The sequence below is a fragment of the Streptomyces shenzhenensis genome, from assembly GCF_021462265.1.
In the GTDB taxonomy this organism is placed as follows: domain Bacteria; phylum Actinomycetota; class Actinomycetes; order Streptomycetales; family Streptomycetaceae; genus Streptomyces; species Streptomyces shenzhenensis.
This window is the reverse complement of the sequence record NZ_JAJONF010000020.1, coordinates 48,569-67,755: the sequence shown is the minus strand read 5'-3', so window position 1 is coordinate 67,755 and position 19,187 is coordinate 48,569. Positions and strand designations below refer to the sequence as shown.

The window sequence follows — 19,187 nt, the reverse complement described above, 5'->3', positions numbered from 1 at the left end:
GCCGCTGCTCGGCGGGCCGGGTGCGGCGGCACCGCGGACCGGTGTCAGCCGAGGCAGATGACCAGCAGGCAGAGCTGCGAGGGCGAGGTTGCGGACGCGGCCGGTGCGGGGCTCGCCGGCGATGCCGAGGCGCCTGCGCCGGTGTTACCGGTATTGGCGGTGGTGGTCGTGGTGGCGGTGGGCGTGGCCGTCGGCTCCGCGGTGGCGCCGGTGGTGCTGCCGGACACCGTGGCGGCGGAGTGCGGCCGGGCGGCGGAGGCCGCCGCGTGGGCCGGGGAGGTGGCGGTGCCCTGACCGGGCGCCGGCGTGGCGAGGGGCGCACCGGTGGTCTGTTCGTGCGGGACGTTCGCCGTCGCCGAGCGGGCGGCGGACGAGGTGTCCGGGGCCCGGTGCCGTCCGGTCGGCGCGGACGCCGCCGGGGCGTTGTCCGTGGCCTGTTCGTCGGCGAGTCCCATGGGCCTGTTGTCCGGGGCCGTGGCCGCCTGGACCCGGTCCGTGCCCTGCCGGTCCAGGGAGGCGACGGTCAGCCCGCCGCCGACCAGGGCGACCGCGGTGGCCACCACGGCCCGCCGCTGGTTCTTCTTCCAGCGGGCCCGCTGACGGCGCCGGGCCGCCCGGCCCTGCGGTGCGGGCGGGACGGCGTCCGGGCCGCCGAACGGGTCCTCGGCGGCCTCCGCGGCGTACGCGTCCGTGTCGAGCCATGCGGTGTCGGCCGGGGTCTGCCAGGCCGACGCCGCGACGCCGGTCACCGTCGGAGCCGCGACGGCGCGCGGGGCGATGTCCGGGGCGTAGGCGCCGCAGCCGGGGCACGCCAAGGCGCCGTTGAGGTGCCGACGGCACGAGGAGCAGTAGTCCATCCGCGTCTTCCTGACTCGACTGCGCCGGCGGCGTCCCGCGCCGTGGCCTGATCTCGATCGCACGTGGGATCGAACGGCCAGAACGGTAGCGAGCCTTTGGCCAGGCAGTGTGCAGCCTGTGTGTCGCTTCTGCGCAGATGCGGTCCGCGTCCTGCTCGCCCGGACCCGCGGACCCGGCCGGGGCTGCCCGCTTTGCGGCAGGATGCCGACCCCCGGTAGGTCTCCGCGCCGAAGTGCGGCGTGTGCGGTGTCAGTACTCGATCACGCGGCCCCGCGCCCGACCAGCGCTCAGCCATTCGTGCACCACTTATTAGTGGTCGATCTGTTAGTGCCCAATTTAATTGAGTGATAGAAGTTTGGGCCTCATGGGGTCGAGGGCACCGGAAAGCTAAGGTGGGGAACGGCCATGAACGCCGCAGGAACCAGGAGCCGCCCCGTGGACCGCACCGCCGCCGAGCCGGCCGAGGGCTCGCTCCTCCTCGACGACCAGCTCTGCTTCGCGCTGTACGCCGCCTCCCGCGCGGTGACCGCGCGCTACCGGCCCCTCCTGGACGAACTGGGGCTGACCTATCCGCAGTACCTGGTGATGCTCGTCCTCTGGGACCAGGACTCGGTGTCCGTGCGCGAGCTCGGCGCCGCGCTGCAGCTGGAGTCGAGCACACTCTCCCCGCTGCTCAAGCGGCTGGAGGCAGGCGGCCTGGTCACCAGGGAGCGGCGCCCCGACGACGAGCGGTCCGTCGCCATCCGGCTGACCGAGGACGGCGCCCGGCTCCGGGACCGCGCCCGCGCAGTCCCGGTCGCCATCGGCGACGCCATGGGTCTGACGCCCGAACAGGACGCCATGGCCAAGCGGTTGCTGCGCCTGCTCACCGTGAACGTCTCCGACGGCGGCTCCGGCGGCTGAGGGCACCCTCACCACACCGGCACCCCTCACCGTGCGCGGACGGCCTGGTCCAGCGCCGCCGGACGGCTCGGAGCCCGGCCCCGTCCCCTCGGCCGGCGCCCTACAGTGCCGGTGATCCGCACCCACCGCACGACGAGCAGGAGTTGCGACGATGACACAAGCGACCGGCAGCCACGGTGCCCCGATGTACGGCTTCGTCGGGCTCGGGGTGATGGGACAGCCCATGGCGCTCAACCTCGCCAGGGCCGGCACCCCGCTCGTCGTGTGGAACCGGACGCCCGCGCGGGCGGAAGCGCTGCGGGTGGCCGGGGCGCGGGTGGCCGCGAGCGTCGAGGAGGTCTTCACGCACGCGGGTGTCGTGATCGTCATGCTCGTCGACGAGACGGTGACGGACGCGGTCCTGGGCCGCGGCGGCCCGCAGTTCGCGAAACTGGTCGCCGGCCGGGTCGTCGTGTCGATGGGCTCGACGGCCCCGGAGTACGCGCGGGGACTCGCCGCCGACATCGAGGCCGCCGGCGGCAGCTTCGTCGAGGCGCCGGTCTCCGGATCACGCAAACCGGCCGAGGCGGGCGAACTGGTCGCGATGCTCGGCGGCGACCCGGACACCGTCGCGCAGGTACGGCCGCTGCTCGCCCCGATGTGCCGGGAGACCGTGCACTGCGGGCCGGCCGGCTCCGGGGTCCTGATGAAACTGGCCGTCAACCTCTACCTGGACACGACCCTCGCGGCGCTGGCCGAGGCCGTGCACTTCGCCCAGCGGCAGGGCCTGGACCTGGAGACCTTCCGCGCCGTCGTCGACTCCGGCCAACTGGGCAGCGGCCTCACCCGGGTCAAGGTCCCGATGCTCGCGGCCCACGACTTCACGGTGCAGGCCGCCACCTCCGACGCCTACGCCAACACCCGGCTCATCGCCGACGCGGCCCGCGCGGCCCGGATCGCCACCCCATTGCTCGACCTCAGCAGCGAGCTCTACGGCGAGAGCGTCCGGCTGGGCAACGCCCGCCTCGACATGTCCTCGGTCCTCACCGCGATCGAGGCCCGTACGGACGCCGCGGCGCCGCCGCCCTCGACCGACTAGGCTCCCGGGCATGCGGATCTCCGTCTCCTCCGACATGGACGAACCCGTCGCCCGCCTCCTCGTCGAGGAACTGGTCCGTCGCGGCCACGAGGTGCGCACGTACGGCGCGCTGGAACCGGGGACCGACCCGCAGTGGGCCGTCTGCTCGGCGGCGGCCGCCCGGGACGTCGCCGCCGGCGCCGCGGACCAGGCGGTGGTGTGCTGCTGGACCGGCACCGGCGCCTCGATCGCCGCAAACAAGGTGCCCGGTGTCCGCGCCGCGCTGTGCGCCGACGCCTGCACCGCCGACGGCGCCCGCCGCTGGAACGACGCGAACGTCCTCGCCCTCAGCCTGCGCCTGACCTCGCAGCCGGTGCTCAAGGAGATCCTCGACGCCTGGTTCGCCGCCACGCCGAGCCAGGACGCCGAGGATCTCGGGAACGTGGCCCACGTCGGGCACCTCGACGCGGGCCGGGGGATTGTCTAGAGACTGTCCGTGGTCAGTGGGCGCCGAGCCCGCCGCCGCCGAACGAGCCGCTGGAGCCCTTGCTCCAGCGCGGCCGGTCCTTCGACGCGCTCGGCCTGGTCTGCTGGTTGCTGAGTTCGTACGGGGTGAGCGGACGGCCGCCCTTGGGAATCTGAGGAATCTCCTCCGACTCACGGTTCTCCCGGACCTCGTGCACCGCGCCCTCCGGCGGCAGCTTTGGCTGCTCCTCGGGACGCGGCCGGGGCGACTCGCGGTACTTGACCCGGTTGCCCAGCCAGAAGCCTCCGGCGAGCATCGCCAGCACGGCCACGGCCACCAGGAAGAGCGCGAGACTCAGTAGGCCGCTGGGAGCGGCCAGCTGCATCGGTTCCGTACTCATAGCAAGGGGATACCCCTCCCAGAATGGTATGAACCGGACGTCTTCGGTGGCTGACCGTACACAGCGGGCGACGGCGGCCGGTGCCGGCGGCTCAAGAGCGGGCCGCCTGGGCGGCAGCGCGGATCGCGCGTAACGAGACCTGGCGGAGGCGGCAACGGACGTCGGCCACGGCCTCCACCGGCGCGGGCCGACCGGCGCCGGCTCCGGCTCCGGGCTGTCGGTCCAGCCCGTCGATCCAATCCGGAGATCCAGTCCGTCGGAGTGACGATCCGCCCTCGGCGACCCCGGCCCGGATGTGGTCGGCGAAGAGCGGGAGGTGTGCCCTCTCGGATCCCGCCGGGCACAAGAAGCCGGGAAGGACGCCACCCGCTTCTCGCGGATCCTGATTGCGCGGTGCACGGCCGTGGCCGACCGTTTCTCCGCGTCTTCGTGGGCCCTTCCCGTCACCTTCAGCACACCACGGGAACGCCTGTGCCGCCAGGGCCGATCGGCCCGGATCTCGGCGTGCCGCGCGTGGGCGGCGGGAGCGGGCCGTGTCATGCCACCGGCCGCACTTCTGTGGCGGTGCGGCCGCCGGTCGCGCAGCGTGGAGGAGGGGGTCCGGCGAACGCCCGAAGGGGCCCGAGGAGTGGTGGCACGCATGGACAGGGACGTCACCGAGCGGCGGGTCGTCGTCGGCGTCGACGGGTCGCCGTCCTCGTACGCGGCCCTGCGCTGGGCCCTGCGGTACGCCGGCCTCGTCGGCGGCGTAGTGGAGGCGGTCGCCGTCTGGGAGCTGCCGGGGCTGTACGGCTGGTCGGGGCCCGCCGTGGACATGGACCTCGACATGGAGGAGGCCCGGGACCGGATGCGACAGGAGCTGACCGACGTGCTCGGCGCGGACGCGGCGGGCTCGGTCCGCTCCCACCTGGTGCACGGCAACACCACCGACGTTCTGCTGCGGGCTGCGGAGGGCGCCGAGGCGCTGGTCGTCGGCAGCCGCGGCCGGGGCGGCTTCGCCCGCGCCCTGCTGGGTTCCGTCAGCCAGCAGGTGTCCCAGCACGCCACCTGCCCGGTCGTGATCGTCCGGGCGGAAGAGGGCTGATCCGCGGGCCGTGCCGCGCCGCGTTTGTCGACGCCGCGCGCAGGCTACCCGGGCCGCATGATGTCGACGCCTTCGCAGCAGGATCTGTACCGGTTCCTGGAAGACCGGTTCACGTGCGCGCAGGCCTGCACGGAGTGCGCCCGGATGTGCGTGCTGCGTGCGGGCGTGCTGGATCCGGACGGGTCCGCCGAGACGGACCGCCTGCGCCGCACCGGCATCAGGTGCGCCGAGGTGTGCGACGCCACCTGCCGGGCGCTGACCGAGGAGACCGGCCTGGACGAGGACGCTCTGCGCGTCCAGCTGGAGTGGTGCCGCGCGGTCTGCCTCGACTGCGCGCGGGCCTTCGACGCCCGTCCGGGCGCCGAGCGGAGCGCGGCCGCCTGCCGGGCGTGCGCCGCGGCCTGCACCGACTTCATGGCGGCGCTCGGCTGACCCCAGGAGCCCGGCACCGGCGAACCGGGCGGCACCGGCACCCGACGCGGCGCGGCGCGTGCGCGGCGCAGGCGAGCGACCGGCAGTCCCCGAGCGGAAGGCAGGGCATGCCCCTGGGCAGGGGGCTGCCGGGCGGCTCGGGCGCGTCCGCGGTCGCCACGGCGGTGATGTCCGACCCGGCGACGGGCGAGCCCGCACTGTCCCCCACTTCTCTCGGAGCGGCACGAGTTCTCCCGGAGCGGCACGAGGCGAATTTGCTAAGGCTGCTTTATAAGCCTGCTTTATAAGGTAGCCTTAATATATGAACGATGATCTGGACCCTGCCGAAGTCGCCTCGGTCCTGCTGGCCGGTCTGAGCGTGCTGGTGCGGCGGGTGCGTCAAGTGCCCGTCGACGGCGGACTCACGATGCCCGAGCGGCACGCCCTGTCGCACCTGGACCGTTCGGGCCCCACCACCTCCTCGGCGCTGGCCCGCGAGGCGCAGATCACCGCACAGGCCATGGGAGCCACGCTCGGTGCGCTGCGGTCCCGCGGTCTGGTCGAACGCCACCCGGATCCGGACGACGGCAGGCGCATGCTGCTGTCGGTGACCGAGGCCGGTGCGCAGGCGCTGAAGGACAAGCGCAACGCGCGGGCCGACCTCATTTCCCGGGCCCTGACCAGCAGCGCGTTCACCCAGGCGGAGCTGGAGCTGCTCGCGGAGGCCGGGCCGCTGCTGGAGCGGCTGGCCCAGAGCATCTGACGCCGACGGAACACCGAGGAAGCGCACTGATGACGGATCCCTCCAGGACACGCGCCCCGGGCCGCTCGCCCGGCGACCGGTACAAGTGGACGGCGCTGACGAACACGACCGCCGCGGTCTTCATGTCCGCGCTGGACGGCTCCATCGTGCTGATCGCCCTGCCGGCGATCTTCCGCGGCGTGCACCTGGACCCACTGGCTCCGGGCAACATCGCCTATCTGCTGTGGATGATCATGGGCTACCGGCTGGTCCAGGCCGTCCTGGTGGTCACGGTGGGCCGCCTGGGAGACATGTACGGCCGAGTCCGGATCTACAACTGCGGGTTCGCGGTCTTCACCTTCGCGTCGGTCCTGCTGTCCTTCGATCCCTTCGACGGCGGGCACGGGGCGATGTGGCTGATCGCCTGGCGGGTGGTGCAGGCCGTCGGCGGTTCGATGCTGGCCGCGAACTCCGCCGCGATCCTGACCGACGCCTTCCCCGCGGAGCAGCGCGGCTTCGCCCTCGGCGTCAACCAGGTCGCGGGGCTGGCCGGGATGTTTCTCGGCCTGGTCGCCGGCGGGCTGCTGTCGGCCTGGGACTGGCGGGCGGTGTTCTGGGTGAACGTGCCTGTCGGCGTGTTCTTCACGCTGTGGGCCTACCGCACCCTGCGGGAGACCGGCAAGAGCGGTGGCGGCCGGATCGACTGGTGGGGCAACATCACCTTCGCGGTGGGCCTGAGCGCGGTTCTCATCGCGGTCACCTTCGGCCTGCAGCCCTATGGGGAGCACACCATGGGCTGGACCAACCCGCTGGTCGACATCCTGATCGTCGGCGGACTGGGCCTGCTGGCGGCGTTCGTGGTCATCGAGAACCGCGTCGCCGCGCCGATGATCCAACTGGGCCTCTTCCGCCTGCGGGCCTTCACTTTCGGCAATCTGGCGGGCCTGGGCATCTCGATCGGCCGTGGCGGAATGCAGTTCGTGCTGGTCATCTGGTTGCAGGGCATATGGCTTCCACTGCACGGCTACGACTACGGCGACACGGCCCTGTGGGCCGGCATCTTCCTGCTGCCGCTGACCGCCGGATTCCTCGCCGCGGGCCCGGTGTCCGGCTACCTGGCCGACCGGCTCGGCTCCCGGGGCCTGGCCACCGGCGGCGCGCTGCTGTTCGGCGCCAGCTTCCTGGGCCTGATGCTGCTGCCGATCGACTTCAGCTACTGGATCTTCGCGGTGCTGATCGCGATCAACGGGATAGCCAGCGGCATGTTCGCCTCTCCCAACTCCTCCTCGATCATGGGCAGTGTGCCCGCGCAGCTGCGCGGTGTCGCCTCCGGTATGCGCTCCACCTTCCAGAACTCCGGCACCGCCGTCTCCATCGGCGTGTTCTTCTCCCTCATGATCGCCGGGCTGGCCGATGCCCTCCCGCACACCCTCACCACCGGCCTGCAAGAGCAGGGCGTACCGGCCCACGTCGCCACTCGGATCGGCAGCCTGCCCCCGGTCTCGTCCCTGTTCGCCGCCCAACTGGGCGTCAACCCGATCCAGCACCTGCTCCAGCCCGGCGGCACCCTGACCCACCTGACGGTGGCGCAGCAACAGACCCTGACCGGACGTGACTTCTTCCCGAGCCTGATCTCCGGGCCCTTCCACTCCGGCCTGGTCGTCGTGTTCGCCTTCGGGGCCACCCTCGCCTTCCTCGCCGCGCTCGCCTCCCTGCTGCGCGGCACCAGCCCCACCGCCGAGACCCCCGGACCGCGAACGGCCGCCGACGACACCCATGACGCCGCGGCCGACGCCGGGACGGAGACGCCGCCGGCGGGGACCACCATGCGTCCTGACCCCGCAACTGGCCGAGATCCACAGGAGAAACACTGATGGCACTGACAGCGGTCGACCCCACGCCCGCGCTCGTCGTGATCGATCTGCAAAAGGGCATCGTGGCGGCCCGCACCGACAGTCAGGCGACCGCGGCCGTCAAGCAGGCGGCCCACCTGAGCGCCGAGTTCCGACGGCACGGCCTGCCCGTGGTCCTGGTCAACGTCACCGGACGCGCACCGGGACGCACCGAGGCCCAGCGGCCCGGGAGCGGCGTCGCACTGCCGTCCGGCTGGGCCGACCTCATCGACGAACTCGACGTCCGGCCGAGCGACCACCTGATCACCAAGCGGCGGCGCAGCGCGTTCCACGACACCGGCCTCGACACCCTCCTGCGGGACCTGGGCGTCACCCAGACCGTGCTCGCCGGAATCGCGACCAGCTCGGGCGTCGAGTCGACCGCACGCTCGGCCCACGACCACGGCTACCACGTCGTCCTGGCCACCGACGCCATGACCGACCCCGACGCCGACGCCCACCGCCACAGCGTCGAACGCGTCTTCCCGAAACTCGGCGAGACCGCCACCACCACCGAAATCGTCGACATGATCGAGGCGACGCGATGACCCTGCTGGGCCGCATCCTGGCAAACCGCAGAGCAGGCGACACCCACGCGGCATGGAACCTGCCCAATCTGCAAGGCCCCGAGCTGCTGACCCTCACCAGCCGGCATTTCGGTGACGGAGACACCATTCCGCTGGAGCACTGCCTGAAGAACATCGGCGGCGACAACCTCTCCCCGCACCTGGCCTGGACCCCGCCGCCGGCCGGCACCGCCGAGATCCTCCTGGTCGTCGAGGACGTCGACGTCCCCCTGGCCAAGCCCGCCGTGCACTGCGCCGCCCTGATCGACCCGGCAGCCGGACACCTTGAACCCGGTGCCCTCGACGCACGCGAACCGGCCACCGGAGTGCGGCTGCTGCGGTCCTCCATCGGGCGCGGATACCAGGGGCCCGGGCCCATCAAAGGCCACGGGCCACACCGCTACGTGTTCCAGCTCTTCGCCCTCGCGGCACCCGTGGACAGCACCCCCGGCACCGCGTCACCGGACCGGGTACGGCCCCGCACTCTCCTGCCCGCCGTCACCGCACCCGTCCTCGCCCGCGGCCGACTGACCGGCACAGTCGAACGCTGACCCCTGCCCCGGGCCGCCGCCAGCGGCGTGCCCGGGGCTACGGAGATCCCGTCACACGTCCCCGTCGCCCTTGGCGTCCTCGTCCCGGCGCCCGAGGAGACCCGAACGGGGGCGGGACCCGCCGGGAACCGCCCGCCCCGATGGCTGGCATCGCCGATCCGCGTTTCCGCCGGGGCGCGGGGCTGCCTAGCGTGGCGTGAGTACCGCCCCGTTCCCAGCTTCCCGTGTGCCACAAAGAGGAGCGCCGCCATGAGCCAGCCGCCCCGCCGGATCGTCACCGGTCACGACGAGACGGGCATCTCCGTGTTCCTCTCCGACGGCGAGCCGCCCGTCGTCCGCACCGCCCCCGACGGCGCCGTCTTCTACGAGATGTGGAACACCGACTCCGTACCGGCACCCGTCGCGGCGGACGAGCCCGAGCCCACCGAACGCGACCTGACGGTGCCCCCGGCCCCCGGCGGCACCAAGATCCGCGTCAACGAGTTCCCGCCGGGCTGTGTCTCCCCGACGCACCGCACCCAGACGGTGGACTACGGCATCGTCCTGGACGGCGAGGTCGTCCTCGTCCTCGACGACTCCGAGCGGGTGCTGCGTGCCGGGGACGTGGTGATCCAGCGCGGCACCGACCACCGCTGGGAGAACCGCACGGACTCGGCGGCCCGGATGGCGTTCGTCCTCGTGGACGGCGCCTTCACCGATCCGCTGCTGCAGGTACTGGGCCCCGGGGTGCTCGGCTCCCTGCACGGCAGCCCGCTGGGGCCCGGCCAGCCCTGACAACGGTCGGGGTGAGCCGCCGCCATTCCCAATTTCTGGAACACGTTCTACGGTGTGCGCCGTCAGGACCGCCCTTGGGGAGCCTGGAGGCGCCGTGCACCTCGACCACACGCCCGAGCAGCAGCGGCTGCGCACCGAACTGCGCGCCTACTTCGCCGGCCTGGTGCCGGACAACGCCTACGCCCGCTACGCCGACCCGGTCGCGCAGAAACGCTTCTACCGGGAGACCGTCCGGAGGCTGGGCGCCGACGGCTGGCTCGGCGTCGGCTGGCCGAAGGAGTACGGCGGCCGCGGCCTGACCGCGATGGAACAGTTCATCTTCTTCGACGAGGCCGCCCAGGCCGGCGTACCGCTCCCGCTCATGGCGCTGAACACCGTCGGCCCGACGATCATGCGGTACGGCACCGACGAGCAGAAGTCGTACTTCCTGCCCCGCATCCTCTCCGGCGAGATCGACTTCGCCATCGGTTACAGCGAGCCCGACGCCGGCACCGACCTCGCCGCCCTGAAGACCCGGGCCGTGCGCGACGGCGACGAGTACGTCGTCAACGGCCAGAAGATCTGGACCACGAACGGCGACACCGCCGACTGGGTCTGGCTCGCCACCCGAACCGACCCCGAGGCGCCGCCGCACAAGGGCATCACCATGCTCCTGGTACCGACCACCGACCCCGGCTACTCCTGCACCGTCATCAACACCCTCGCCTCGCACGACACCACGGCCAGCTACTACGAGAACATCCGCGTCCCCGTCTCCCGCCGGGTCGGCGAGGAGAACCACGGCTGGCGGCTCATCACCAACCAGCTCAACCACGAGCGCGTCACCCTCGCCGCCCACGGCACCATGGCCATCCGAGCCCTGCACGACGTGCAGCGCTGGGCCATGGAGACCAAACTCGCCGACGGCCGCCGCGTCATCGACCTGCCCTGGGTACGCCGCCATCTCGCCCGGACTCACACCCGCCTCGACGCCATGAAACTCCTCAACTGGCAGATGGTGAGCGCCGTCCAGGAGGGCACCCTCACCCCGCAGGACGCCTCCGCCGTCAAGGTCTACGGTTCCGAGGCGCGCCGCGACGCCTATGCCTGGCTGATGGAGGTCGCCGGCGCGGCCGGCCCGCTGAAGGAGGGCTCGGCGGGCGCGGTCCTCCACGGCGACCTGGAACGCGGCTACCGCTCGGCGGTCATCTTCACCTTCGGCGGCGGCAACAACGAGATCCAGCGGGAGATCATCTCGTGGATCGGACTGGGGATGCCACGGGTACGGCGTTAGCCTGCTGTGACGAGACTTTTCAGTTGGCACAAACGCGGGATGGTGAACGCCGCCGACTCGGGCTGGACCGCCCCTTGGACGCTGGTGCCGCTGGTGGCCGGCGTAGTGATGGCAGTCGCGGGCTGCGCTTCCCGGCCGATGCGCAGGTAGTCGGCGACGCGGTCGCGCTGCCGGGCCGAGATGAGCGGGCCGGCCAGCGTGCCCTGGTCCTGGGGGTCACCCCAGGACACCCGCTGGAACGCCTGCCTGAGGCCGGCGACGACCTGGTCGTAGACCTTGCGCTGCACGAGCAGCCGGGTCGGCAGTGCGCACCCTGGCCTGAGTGGGCGAGCGCGCCGAGCGCCTGCGGGATGGCCTGCGTGAGGTCCGCGTCGTCGAGGATGACCGACGCGCTCGTGCCGCCGAGCTCCAGCATCGTGCGCTTGAAGGCGGGTGCGGCGAGTTCGAGGATGCGCTGTCCCGTGGCCGTGGAGCCGGTGGCCGGCGTCGGCGACCTTGCCCAGAACGGTGCCGTCCGCCGGGTTGAGCACTTCGAACGTGGCGCTGCCCGCGGCGCCACGGAGCTCTCCGTCGATCAGCAGGCGCTCCTCGTGCGGGGACCCTGTCGACGGCGGACCTGATGGGGGAGTGGACATCGTCCGACTCCTCATGGGGGATGAAGTCGCCGGGGTGCGGTACGGGGCGGCTCGGGAGGCCAAGAGTGGCGGGGCGTCGTTGGACGGTGCCTGCACGAGACATCGGCTTCGAGCCCGGCGTATGTGCGCTGATCAGGCAACGAAGCGTCCCGCCGGTCGCCGCGTTCGCATGGATCGCAGGTCAGGACTCCATGGCCGGGACGGTGGTGCTCACGGTGTCGTGCCACGCCGCGCCCGTCGCGATCGCCCGCCGCCACTGGCGGATCGCCTTGGGCGGCATGCCGACGGCGAGGGCGCCGGTGACGCGGTCGCCGGTGCGGTACGCGGCGACGAACTTCCGCTCGGCCAGGTCGCCCTCGACGAGGGCGACCTCGGCGTGGTCGCGGAGACAGCCGTAGGCCTGGATCTTCATGTCGTACTGGTCGGACCAGAAGTACGGCACCGGCGCGAAGGGTTGGCCCGCCTCGGGGTGCAGCAGGTTTCGGGCGGCGGCCATGCCCTGTTCGGCGGCGGTGGTGCGGTGCTCGATGCGCATCGAGGTACCGAACAGCGGGTTGTACCAGCGAGCGACGTCACCGGCCGCGTACGCGTTCGGGGCGGCCTTGCAGTACTCGTCGCACACCACGCCGTCCCCGACGGTCAGGCCGGTGCCGGCGAGCCACTCGGTGTTGGGCAGGGAGCCGATGGCGACCAGAACCACGTCGGCCTCGATCCCGGAGCCGTCCGCGAGCTGCACGCCGTCCTCGGCCACCTCGGTGACGGTGACTCCGCAGCGCAGGTCAACGCCCCGCTCCAGATGGGCGTTCGTCAGGACCTTGCCGACCTCTGTGCCGACGGCGTGGGCCAGGGGCACCGGGGCGGGTTCGAGGAGGGTGACCTCGCAGCCGAGTCGCCGGGCGACGGCGGCGGCCTCCGCGCCGAGGAAGCCGGCGCCCACCACGACCAGCCGCAGGCCCGGCGTGAGCCGCTCCCGTAGGGTCAGCGCGTCGTCGAGAGTGCGCAGGACGTGCGCGCCCTCGCCGGGCAGCCGTCGCGGCCGGACCCCGGTGGCGATGACCAGTCCGTCGTACGGGAGGGCGGATCCGTCGGCCAACTCGACCGTCCGCCCGGCCGGTTCGAGGCCGGTGGCCGCCACGCCGAGCCGCAGGTCGAGGTCGAGCGCGGCCAGCGCGTCGGGGGTGCGCAGCGCCAGCCGCTCGGGCACCCACTCCGCGGCCAGGATCTGCTTCGACAGGGGCGGGCGGTCGTACGGCGCCAGTGGTTCGTCGCCGACCAGGGTGAGCGTGCCGTCGTAGCCCTCCCGGCGGAGGGTCTCGGCCGCCGCGAGTCCGGCGGCCGAGGCACCGACGACGACGATCCGCCTCACTGCTCGACCAGCCGGATGGCGGCGGCCGGGCAGACCGCGACGGCCTCCTTGACGTCGTCGAGTCGGTCGTCGCCGACCTGCTCTTCCAGGAGGATCGCGATGCCGTCGTCGTCCTGGTCGAAGACGTCCGTCGCGGCGAGCACGCACTGCCCGGAGGCGACGCACTTGTCGGCTTCCAGCTCCACCTTCATGGGATTCCCCTTCCTTGCTTCGCTCGTGGTTCTTGCTTCGTTCGCGGGACGGGGAGCCGTCACCAGGAGACGGGCAGCTCGTGCACGCCGTAGATGAACGCGTCGTTCTTGAACTTCACGTCCTCCAGCGCGCAGGCCGGCTTCAGCGTGGGAATGCGCCGGTAAAGGGTGCCGTGGACGACCTGGAGTTCCATGCGGGCCAGCGGCTGGCCCAGGCACTGGTGGATGCCGAAGCCGAAGGCGACGTGGCGGCGGGCGTCGCGGGTGAGGTCGAGCCGGTCCGGGTCGGGGAACACCTCGGGGTCGCGGTTGGCGATCTCGTTGGCCATGATGACGCCTTCGCCGGCCTTGATGACCTGCCCGGCGACCTCGATGTCCTCGGTGACTGCGCGGCGCCGCCCGAGGTGAGTGATGTGCAGGTAGCGCAGCAGTTCCTCGACCGCGCCCGCGACGAACTTCGGGTCGTCGCTGTCGCGCAGCAGGGCGAGCTGGTCGGGGTTCTGGAGGAGGGCGAGGGTGCCGAGGGCGATCATGTTCGCGGTGGTCTCGTGGCCCGCGATCAGCAGGAGCAGCGCCATTTCGGTGGCCTGCTGGTGGTCGATCTCCCCGGCCGTGACGCGCCCGGCGATGCCGGAGAGCAGGTCGTCCTTCGGCTCGGCGAGCCGCTGGGCGATCTGACCGGCCAGGTATCCGGCCATCTCCCGGGTCGCCACGCCGCGCTGCTCGGGGGTCGCGGTCGTGCGGACCATCGTCTTGGTGTTCTCCTGGAACATGGCGTGGTCGTCGTAGGGCACGCCGAGCAGTTCGCAGATCACGAGCGAGGGGATCGGCAGGGCGAACTCCTCCACGAGGTCCACCGGGCCCGGCCGGCTCAGCATCCCGTCGATCAGGTCGTCGACGATCCCCTGCACGGCGGGCCGCAGGGTCTCCACCTTCTTCACGGCGAACGGCGCCGTCACCATCCGGCGCAGCCGGGCGTGTTCGGGGTCGTCCATCATGATGAAGCTGAGCTTGCCCTCGCCGCCCTCGGGCGAGGCCTTGGTCGGGTAGCCGGGGCTGTCGGGGCCGGCACTGACCCGCAGGTCGCCGAGTACGGCGCGCTGGTCGGCGTACCGGGTCACGAGCCACGGTTCGCTGCCGTCCCACAGTCGCACCTTCGTCAGGGGCGTCTTCGCCTGGAGGTCCTTCAGGGCGGGCGGCGGGTCGAAGGGGCAGCGGGCCTCCCGGGGCATCGGGAACCCGGGGGGCGAGTCCGGTGCCTGGGGTACGGGTCCGGCCGGCGTGTCGGCCATGGTTCTCCTCGGTGGTGGGGCTCCGCTCGACGGGCGGGAGCGCCGGGGTGAAGGGGGCGAGGCCTCGATGAGCACATGCAAACAGAGCAGGCTGACGCCTTCCGATCAGTTCCCTGACAGAGAGCTGACGTGACCCAGATCACATCCGCGTCGGGGTGTCTGAACGCCTTGTTGTGAAAGGGAGTTGTGAGCACAGGCGCCGCCTGGTGCGGCAGGTCGGTGCTCGGCGTCGACGTACCCGAACCAGTGGCCGAACCCTCGGCGTGTGCGAATCAGGCCGGGCGCGTCACGATCGACCTTGCGCCGCAGCCGGGAGACGAGCTGCTCGCTGGAGTCGTCGCCGCGGTGGTCGCCCCGGACGTACCGGCCGATCTGCTCCTTGGTGAGCACCCGGTGCGCGTTCGGTGAGGCATGGACGGCTCCGTTCCCCGTCGCGCGGCGGGACACGGCGGTCATCGCGGGCTGCCTCCGGCGGCGCCCGCCGGCTCGGCTGCATGGATGAGCTGCCGGAGTGCGCCGTAGCAGACCTCGTGGTCGACGGCCGCGGGCAGGATCGCCGTGATGCGGCTGGTCAGCGCCGGGGCGTCCACGGCGGTTGAGGGACGGCCGACCTCAAGGTGTAGCGGACTACACCATCGGTTCGGGAGGCCGGTCCCTCGTGCCGACGAGAGGCCGGCGGGATCGTGGTCCCCAGAGATCACGACAGATCCGCACCTCGCAGTGCACCCCTCCGTCTCCCCCTCCACCGAAGGACACTTCCATGAAGTCGCTGCTTGTCGCCGTGCGATCATCCGTCGCCGGCCTGTTGCTCTGGTCGTTCTTCGTGGGTGGCCTCTCCGCGGGTTCCGCGTCCGGCACTGTTCTCGACGGCACGGCGAAGGACGTGGTCACCTACGCCGGTATCGCCGTCTCGCTCGTGGCGGGCCGGCGCATCGCGAAGAAGCCGAAGATCAAGGCGTTCTTGTCGACTCCGCCGGTGCTGTGGTTCCTGTTCCTGTTCAACGGCGGTGTGGCCGCGGTGTGTTACTTCACGATGGACGGAGCGAAGGGGGTCCTGGCCGCTGCCGGAATGGGCCTGGTCTCGCTGGGAGCGGCAGGCGGCCTTGTCGCAAACCGCGGGAAGCGGGCCGAGGCCGTGGCCCGGCCCAGGGTGTGACCCGCCGGGCAGCGGTTCGCCAGGACATCCGCACGAGCCCCGAATCGCCGAGCTCGTGACCACGTACGGGTCTTCCCGTACCCAGCCGCCCGGTTCGCTCCGGACTCCCTCCGCGTCACACCGGGCCTGAGCAGTGAGCCCCGGCAACCGAAAGGCAGGACACCTCCATGACCGCTGACCGCCGACCCCGCCGTAGTACCGCCGTCGCCACCGCCGTGGCGGCCGTCATCCTCACCACAGGACTGGCCACCGGATGCGATGCGGTTCCGCGGCCACCCCCGCACCGCCGCCGCGGCCTTCGACTGTTCCCTCCCCGGCAGCCTGGCCACGCTGCCGGGCCAGGCGCCGGAGGTTCCGTGGCGGCCGACGACCTGCCGGCCATGACCATCACCAACAGCGGGAGCACGGCGTCGACCGGCCCGGCCTCCCCCACAGCGGCTACGGGCTCATCGGCATGCGCGAGCGCGCCCACGCGGGCGGAGGCCGTCTGCGCGCGGGCCACCGGCCCCGGGGCGGATTCGAAGTCGTCGCGGAACTGCCCTCGCGCCTGCTCCCCCTCGAAGAGCCGTCGACGAAGGAGGACACGGCGCCATGAACCCGGTACGTCAGCGGCCCGCGCGCCCCCGAACGATCACGTCCGTTCCCCCAGGCCGTAGCCTTGCCGCCATGGGCAGAACGATCCGGCGGGCAGCGCGGGCCACGCTCCATCTGCTCGTGGCCGCGGCGCTGGCCTTCGGCCTTTACCTGTTCATCACCGTGCTGCTGATCACGGCCATCGGCACCGTCGCGGTGGTCGGGGCGTGGATGTTGCCCGAGACGGTGCTGCTGATCCGCCGGATCGCCGGAGCCAAACGCGCTCTGACGGCCGCCTGGACGGGCCGGCGGATCCCGGAGGCGTATCAGCCGGTCACCGGCACGCTGCGCGAGCGTCTGCGTACCGCCGTCCGTGACCCGGGCACCCTCACCGACCTGCGCTGGACGGCCGCCTCCTACGTCTATGGCGCCCTGCTGTTCGCGGCGCTGCCGCTGTGGCCGCTGGGCCTGGTCGTGGACGGGGTGTGGTGCGGGCTGCTGCGCCGCGAGGCGGTCGTCCTGCCGCTGATCGCCCGCCTCGCCGACCTGGAGGCCCGCTGGTCCCAGGCCTTGCTCAAACCCTCGCCCCAGGCGCTGCTGGCCGCGCGGGTCGAGGAGCTGGCGGCCACCCGGGCGGACGCGATCGCCGCGCACGGGGCCGAACTGCGCCGTATCGAACGGGACCTGCACGACGGGGCACAGGCTCGCCTGGTGGCGCTGTCCATGCGGATCGGGCTCGCGCAACGGGCGTACGACCGCGATCCCGGAGCCGCGCGCAAGCTGCTGGCCGACGCTCAGGACCAGGCCGAGGAGGCGCTGACCGAGCTGAGGCAGGTGGTACGCGGCATCCACCCGCCGATCCTCACCGACCGCGGTCTCGTCGGCGCTGTACGGGCGCTGGCGGCCGGGTGGGGATCCCCCCGCTCGAGCGAGGCCGAGAGCGGGGGAGGGCTGGAAGTGACCGTGCGGGTGGACGGCGGACTGGAGCAGGGGCCGCGGGCTCCGGCGGCGGTGGAGGCGGCGGCGTACTTCGCCGTCGCCGAAGCGCTCACCAACGCCGCCAAGCACAGCGGTTCGCGGCGCGCGACCGTTCAGCTGGAGCGCGTCCCCCGGGGATTGCGGGCCGTCGTCCAGGACGAGGGCATGGGCGGGGCCGACGAGAAGGACGGCACCGGACTGCTCGGCATCCGGCGGCGCGTCGCCGCTATGGACGGCGAGGTGACCGTGACCAGCCCCCAGGGGGGACCGACGATGATTGCCGTGGAGCTGCCGTGCGTGTGGTGACCGAGCCGGCGGGGACGAGGACAAGACCGCTGGGGACAAGGAGGGATCTGCCGTGCGAGTGATGCTCGCCGAGGACAACGCCTTGCTCAGGGAAGGGCTCGTGCTGCTGCTGACCTCGGCCGGGCACGAGGTCGTGGCCGTGGCCGGCAGTGGGCCGGAGATCCTGCCCGCGCTGCTGCAGCACCGCCCGGACGTGGCCGTGCTGGACGTACGGATGCCCCCCGGCTTCCGCGACGAAGGCCTGCGGGCGGCGCTGGAGGCCCGGGAGAAGATCCCCGGGCTGCCGGTGCTGGTCCTGTCCCAGTACGTCGAGGAGTCGTACGCCGCCGAGCTCCTGGGCGGCGGGGCGAGCGGGGTCGGTTACCTGCTCAAGGACCGGGTGGGCCGGGTCGACGAGTTCCTGGACGCACTGGAGCGGGTCGCCTCCGGCGGTACGGCGCTGGATCCGGAGGTGGTGACCGAGCTGTTGACGCGCCGCCGGGACTCACCGCTGGACTCCCTCACCCCGCGCGAGCGCGAGGTGCTGAAGCTGATGGCGGAGGGGCACGACAACGCCACCATCGCCAAGACGCTGGTCATCACCGAGCGGTCGGTCAGCAAGCACATCGGCAACGTCTTCCTGAAGCTGCACCTTCCGCCCAGCGACAGCGGGCACCGCCGGGTGCTCGCTGTGCTGGCCCACCTCAACGACCATCAGCAGAAGGAGTCTTGAGCGCTCACCGGAGGACATCCGGCACGGCGTCCGCCATCCCGCGTTCGCCGCGCGGGCTGGGGTGGACGGCTGCGGCCGGGCTGCTGGGGACAAGGGGTTCGATCCAGCGGGTGGCCGCGTCCGAGCAGGCGTCGCGGCCCTCGGACGGACGGTACGTGTCGACGTACACCGCTCCGGATGCCTGAGCCCGCTCCCGCAGCTCGCTGCTGAGCTGCTGCTCCTTTTCCCGCAGGTAGCTCATGTCGCCGGGGCGAGGGGCAGGTCGCCGCCGCAGCCGGTGCCGTCGGCGGGCAGGATTGCCGGACAGCCGACGACGCAGACCCGGGCCTGGGGCGCGCGGCGGTTGCTCTCCGTCAGCGCGCAGGCCAGCCGTTCGCCCGCGGCCTCGATCTTCCGCTCCACCTCGTCGGTGCCGCGGTCGACAGTGCCGTTTGCAAGGGGCGTCCTCGGGGATGTACTTGCCGCTGCCGAGGGCCTGGTACGCCACCCCCCCGTGACGCACCGCTTGATCATCGAGCCGAAGCCGAAGCCGAAGCCGAAGCCGAAGCCGAAGCCGAAGCCGAAGCCGATGTCGTTGCCGCCGATGCCGAGGGTGACCAGCCGGGTCTTCGGCGAAAGCGCCGCGGCCGGGGCGGGTTGGTGCCATGGCTCGTGAGCTGGGGTCTGGTGAGGTCGGCGATGGCGGCGCCACTGCAGCTGACGTCGCGGAAGCCGGTGTCCTGCACGCGTCGCCGCCCATGCCCGTCGGTGGAGGCGACGCGGTGCCGCGTCGCGGCCGCGGTGGCGTGGGCGGCGATGGAGGCGAGCGCCAGTACCACGGCGACCGTGATGTTCATCGCGGGGGCTCCAGTCGAGGGGCGTTGTGGCTGGTGAAGTCCGGCCCGCGCGGCGGGGCTTGCGGGGCGTCTTGCGGTGTCGTCCACGATTCCTCGGGCCGGTGGCCGGGACGGGGGAGCGCCCTCCCGAGGTGGGGGTGCAGCGGGCTCCACCCCGAGCCCCGG

The 19,187-nt window shown here is 72.3% G+C and carries 24 protein-coding genes and 1 pseudogene; 14 read left to right on the top strand and 11 right to left on the bottom strand.

From position 1 onward, the window contains the following. Window positions 1-44: 44 nt before the first annotated feature. The gene (locus tag LQ326_RS24985; protein ID WP_234539886.1) at window positions 45-857 is read right to left on the bottom strand and encodes an SCO2400 family protein; all 813 of its coding nucleotides are present in this window, start codon (window positions 855-857) and stop codon (window positions 45-47) included. Between the two features lie 406 nt (window positions 858-1,263). Between LQ326_RS24985 and LQ326_RS24980 the strand changes: the two genes are divergently transcribed. The 3 genes from LQ326_RS24980 (at window position 1,264) to LQ326_RS24970 (ending at window position 3,305) form a co-directional block, all read left to right on the top strand. Next, window positions 1,264-1,761, top strand: a complete 498-nt coding sequence (locus LQ326_RS24980; protein ID WP_234539884.1) for a MarR family winged helix-turn-helix transcriptional regulator — start codon at window positions 1,264-1,266, stop codon at window positions 1,759-1,761. 151 nt (window positions 1,762-1,912) lie between these two features. Next, window positions 1,913-2,839 (top strand): NAD(P)-dependent oxidoreductase, encoded by a 927-nt coding sequence (locus LQ326_RS24975; protein WP_234539882.1) that lies wholly within the window; start codon window positions 1,913-1,915, stop codon window positions 2,837-2,839. A gap of 10 nt (window positions 2,840-2,849) precedes the next feature. Continuing rightward, window positions 2,850-3,305 (top strand): RpiB/LacA/LacB family sugar-phosphate isomerase, encoded by a 456-nt coding sequence (locus LQ326_RS24970; protein WP_234539880.1) that lies wholly within the window; start codon window positions 2,850-2,852, stop codon window positions 3,303-3,305. Window positions 3,306-3,318: 13 nt separating this feature from the next. Here the strand turns inward: LQ326_RS24970 and LQ326_RS24965 are convergent, their stop codons facing one another. Beyond that, window positions 3,319-3,684, bottom strand: a complete 366-nt coding sequence (locus LQ326_RS24965) for a DUF6479 family protein (RefSeq protein ID WP_234539879.1) — start codon at window positions 3,682-3,684, stop codon at window positions 3,319-3,321. Between the two features lie 640 nt (window positions 3,685-4,324). Between LQ326_RS24965 and LQ326_RS24960 the strand changes: the two genes are divergently transcribed. The 8 genes from LQ326_RS24960 to LQ326_RS24925 all read left to right on the top strand — a co-directional run bounded on the left by LQ326_RS24960 (window position 4,325) and on the right by LQ326_RS24925 (window position 10,977). Further along, complete coding sequence (locus LQ326_RS24960; RefSeq protein ID WP_234539876.1) at window positions 4,325-4,768, top strand: universal stress protein; 444 nt, start codon at window positions 4,325-4,327, stop codon at window positions 4,766-4,768. 57 nt (window positions 4,769-4,825) lie between these two features. After that, entirely contained in the window at window positions 4,826-5,200 is a 375-nt protein-coding gene (locus tag LQ326_RS24955; RefSeq protein ID WP_234539874.1) for a four-helix bundle copper-binding protein, read from the top strand. A gap of 301 nt (window positions 5,201-5,501) precedes the next feature. Beyond that, window positions 5,502-5,942, top strand: a complete 441-nt coding sequence (locus tag LQ326_RS24950; protein WP_234539872.1) for a MarR family winged helix-turn-helix transcriptional regulator — start codon at window positions 5,502-5,504, stop codon at window positions 5,940-5,942. A gap of 29 nt (window positions 5,943-5,971) precedes the next feature. Continuing rightward, the gene (locus LQ326_RS24945; protein WP_234539869.1) at window positions 5,972-7,795 is read left to right on the top strand and encodes an MFS transporter; all 1,824 of its coding nucleotides are present in this window, start codon (window positions 5,972-5,974) and stop codon (window positions 7,793-7,795) included. Continuing rightward, window positions 7,795-8,361, top strand: coding sequence for an isochorismatase family protein (locus LQ326_RS24940; RefSeq protein WP_234539867.1), 567 nt, complete (start codon window positions 7,795-7,797; stop codon window positions 8,359-8,361). The genes LQ326_RS24945 and LQ326_RS24940 overlap by 1 nt, the downstream gene beginning before the upstream one ends. Continuing rightward, window positions 8,358-8,930 carry a YbhB/YbcL family Raf kinase inhibitor-like protein gene (locus LQ326_RS24935; RefSeq protein WP_234539865.1) on the top strand — a complete coding sequence of 191 codons (573 nt, stop codon included), beginning with the start codon at window positions 8,358-8,360 and terminating at the stop codon, window positions 8,928-8,930. Before LQ326_RS24940 ends, LQ326_RS24935 begins: the two co-directional genes overlap by 4 nt. 249 nt (window positions 8,931-9,179) lie before the next feature. Next, window positions 9,180-9,704 carry a cupin domain-containing protein gene (locus tag LQ326_RS24930; protein WP_234539864.1) on the top strand — a complete coding sequence of 175 codons (525 nt, stop codon included), beginning with the start codon at window positions 9,180-9,182 and terminating at the stop codon, window positions 9,702-9,704. Window positions 9,705-9,798: 94 nt separating this feature from the next. Continuing rightward, entirely contained in the window at window positions 9,799-10,977 is a 1,179-nt protein-coding gene (locus tag LQ326_RS24925; RefSeq protein ID WP_234539862.1) for an acyl-CoA dehydrogenase family protein, read from the top strand. Here the strand turns inward: LQ326_RS24925 and LQ326_RS24920 are convergent. From LQ326_RS24920 to LQ326_RS24895, 6 genes and pseudogenes are all read right to left on the bottom strand, one after another. Next, window positions 10,974-11,536 (bottom strand): annotated as a pseudogene (locus tag LQ326_RS24920) (aldehyde dehydrogenase family protein). The gene LQ326_RS24925 and the pseudogene LQ326_RS24920 overlap by 4 nt on opposite strands. Window positions 11,537-11,793: 257 nt before the next feature. Then, a complete protein-coding gene (locus LQ326_RS24915) occupies window positions 11,794-12,978 on the bottom strand; it encodes an NAD(P)/FAD-dependent oxidoreductase (protein ID WP_234539860.1) in 1,185 nt (394 codons plus the stop codon). Next, window positions 12,975-13,169, bottom strand: a complete 195-nt coding sequence (locus LQ326_RS24910) for a ferredoxin (protein ID WP_234539858.1) — start codon at window positions 13,167-13,169, stop codon at window positions 12,975-12,977. The genes LQ326_RS24915 and LQ326_RS24910 overlap by 4 nt, the downstream gene beginning before the upstream one ends. Window positions 13,170-13,228: 59 nt before the next feature. Beyond that, entirely contained in the window at window positions 13,229-14,461 is a 1,233-nt protein-coding gene (locus LQ326_RS24905; RefSeq protein WP_234539855.1) for a cytochrome P450, read from the bottom strand. Between the two features lie 105 nt (window positions 14,462-14,566). After that, window positions 14,567-14,917 (bottom strand): winged helix-turn-helix domain-containing protein, encoded by a 351-nt coding sequence (locus LQ326_RS48770; RefSeq protein ID WP_372496944.1) that lies wholly within the window; start codon window positions 14,915-14,917, stop codon window positions 14,567-14,569. Further along, entirely contained in the window at window positions 14,914-15,051 is a 138-nt protein-coding gene (locus tag LQ326_RS24895; RefSeq protein ID WP_234539853.1) for a hypothetical protein, read from the bottom strand. Before LQ326_RS24895 ends, LQ326_RS48770 begins: the two co-directional genes overlap by 4 nt. Before the next feature lie 170 nt (window positions 15,052-15,221). On the opposite strand from LQ326_RS24895, the gene LQ326_RS24890 reads away from it, so the two are divergent. The 3 genes from LQ326_RS24890 (at window position 15,222) to LQ326_RS24875 (ending at window position 18,186) form a co-directional block, all read left to right on the top strand. Next, window positions 15,222-15,617 (top strand): hypothetical protein, encoded by a 396-nt coding sequence (locus LQ326_RS24890; protein WP_234539852.1) that lies wholly within the window; start codon window positions 15,222-15,224, stop codon window positions 15,615-15,617. 666 nt (window positions 15,618-16,283) lie between these two features. Further along, window positions 16,284-17,474, top strand: coding sequence for a sensor histidine kinase (locus tag LQ326_RS24880; RefSeq protein WP_234539850.1), 1,191 nt, complete (start codon window positions 16,284-16,286; stop codon window positions 17,472-17,474). A 52-nt stretch (window positions 17,475-17,526) separates the two neighbouring features. Beyond that, a complete protein-coding gene (locus LQ326_RS24875) occupies window positions 17,527-18,186 on the top strand; it encodes a response regulator (RefSeq protein WP_234539848.1) in 660 nt (219 codons plus the stop codon). A gap of 4 nt (window positions 18,187-18,190) precedes the next feature. Here the strand turns inward: LQ326_RS24875 and LQ326_RS24870 are convergent, their stop codons facing one another. The 3 genes from LQ326_RS24870 to LQ326_RS24860 all read right to left on the bottom strand — a co-directional run bounded on the left by LQ326_RS24870 (window position 18,191) and on the right by LQ326_RS24860 (window position 19,022). Continuing rightward, window positions 18,191-18,427 carry an SGNH/GDSL hydrolase family protein gene (locus LQ326_RS24870; protein WP_234539846.1) on the bottom strand — a complete coding sequence of 79 codons (237 nt, stop codon included), beginning with the start codon at window positions 18,425-18,427 and terminating at the stop codon, window positions 18,191-18,193. Next, window positions 18,424-18,588, bottom strand: a complete 165-nt coding sequence (locus LQ326_RS24865; protein WP_234539845.1) for a hypothetical protein — start codon at window positions 18,586-18,588, stop codon at window positions 18,424-18,426. Before LQ326_RS24865 ends, LQ326_RS24870 begins: the two co-directional genes overlap by 4 nt. A 107-nt stretch (window positions 18,589-18,695) precedes the next feature. Further along, the gene (locus LQ326_RS24860) at window positions 18,696-19,022 is read right to left on the bottom strand and encodes a hypothetical protein (RefSeq protein WP_234539844.1); all 327 of its coding nucleotides are present in this window, start codon (window positions 19,020-19,022) and stop codon (window positions 18,696-18,698) included. Between the last annotated feature and the right edge of the window lie 165 nt (window positions 19,023-19,187).

Excerpts from the sequence above, each read along its gene's own strand:
- LQ326_RS24980 (WP_234539884.1), top strand. The coding sequence starts at position 1,264 with ATGAACGCCGCAGGAACCAGGAGCCGCCCCGTGGACCGCACCGCCGCC.
- LQ326_RS24940 (WP_234539867.1), top strand. The coding sequence starts at position 7,795 with ATGGCACTGACAGCGGTCGACCCCACGCCCGCGCTCGTCGTGATCGAT.
- LQ326_RS24985 (WP_234539886.1), bottom strand. The coding sequence starts at position 857 with ATGGACTACTGCTCCTCGTGCCGTCGGCACCTCAACGGCGCCTTGGCG.
- LQ326_RS24950 (WP_234539872.1), top strand. The coding sequence starts at position 5,502 with ATGAACGATGATCTGGACCCTGCCGAAGTCGCCTCGGTCCTGCTGGCC.
- LQ326_RS24960 (WP_234539876.1), top strand. The coding sequence starts at position 4,325 with ATGGACAGGGACGTCACCGAGCGGCGGGTCGTCGTCGGCGTCGACGGG.
- LQ326_RS24870 (WP_234539846.1), bottom strand. The coding sequence starts at position 18,427 with ATGAGCTACCTGCGGGAAAAGGAGCAGCAGCTCAGCAGCGAGCTGCGG.
- LQ326_RS24935 (WP_234539865.1), top strand. The coding sequence starts at position 8,358 with ATGACCCTGCTGGGCCGCATCCTGGCAAACCGCAGAGCAGGCGACACC.
- LQ326_RS24905 (WP_234539855.1), bottom strand. The coding sequence starts at position 14,461 with ATGGCCGACACGCCGGCCGGACCCGTACCCCAGGCACCGGACTCGCCC.
- LQ326_RS24860 (WP_234539844.1), bottom strand. The coding sequence starts at position 19,022 with ATGAACATCACGGTCGCCGTGGTACTGGCGCTCGCCTCCATCGCCGCC.
- LQ326_RS24965 (WP_234539879.1), bottom strand. The coding sequence starts at position 3,684 with ATGAGTACGGAACCGATGCAGCTGGCCGCTCCCAGCGGCCTACTGAGT.
- LQ326_RS24890 (WP_234539852.1), top strand. The coding sequence starts at position 15,222 with ATGAAGTCGCTGCTTGTCGCCGTGCGATCATCCGTCGCCGGCCTGTTG.
- LQ326_RS24970 (WP_234539880.1), top strand. The coding sequence starts at position 2,850 with ATGCGGATCTCCGTCTCCTCCGACATGGACGAACCCGTCGCCCGCCTC.
- LQ326_RS48770 (WP_372496944.1), bottom strand. The coding sequence starts at position 14,917 with ATGACCGCCGTGTCCCGCCGCGCGACGGGGAACGGAGCCGTCCATGCC.
- LQ326_RS24945 (WP_234539869.1), top strand. The coding sequence starts at position 5,972 with ATGACGGATCCCTCCAGGACACGCGCCCCGGGCCGCTCGCCCGGCGAC.
- LQ326_RS24955 (WP_234539874.1), top strand. The coding sequence starts at position 4,826 with ATGATGTCGACGCCTTCGCAGCAGGATCTGTACCGGTTCCTGGAAGAC.
- LQ326_RS24880 (WP_234539850.1), top strand. The coding sequence starts at position 16,284 with ATGGGCAGAACGATCCGGCGGGCAGCGCGGGCCACGCTCCATCTGCTC.
- LQ326_RS24930 (WP_234539864.1), top strand. The coding sequence starts at position 9,180 with ATGAGCCAGCCGCCCCGCCGGATCGTCACCGGTCACGACGAGACGGGC.
- LQ326_RS24910 (WP_234539858.1), bottom strand. The coding sequence starts at position 13,169 with ATGAAGGTGGAGCTGGAAGCCGACAAGTGCGTCGCCTCCGGGCAGTGC.
- LQ326_RS24975 (WP_234539882.1), top strand. The coding sequence starts at position 1,913 with ATGACACAAGCGACCGGCAGCCACGGTGCCCCGATGTACGGCTTCGTC.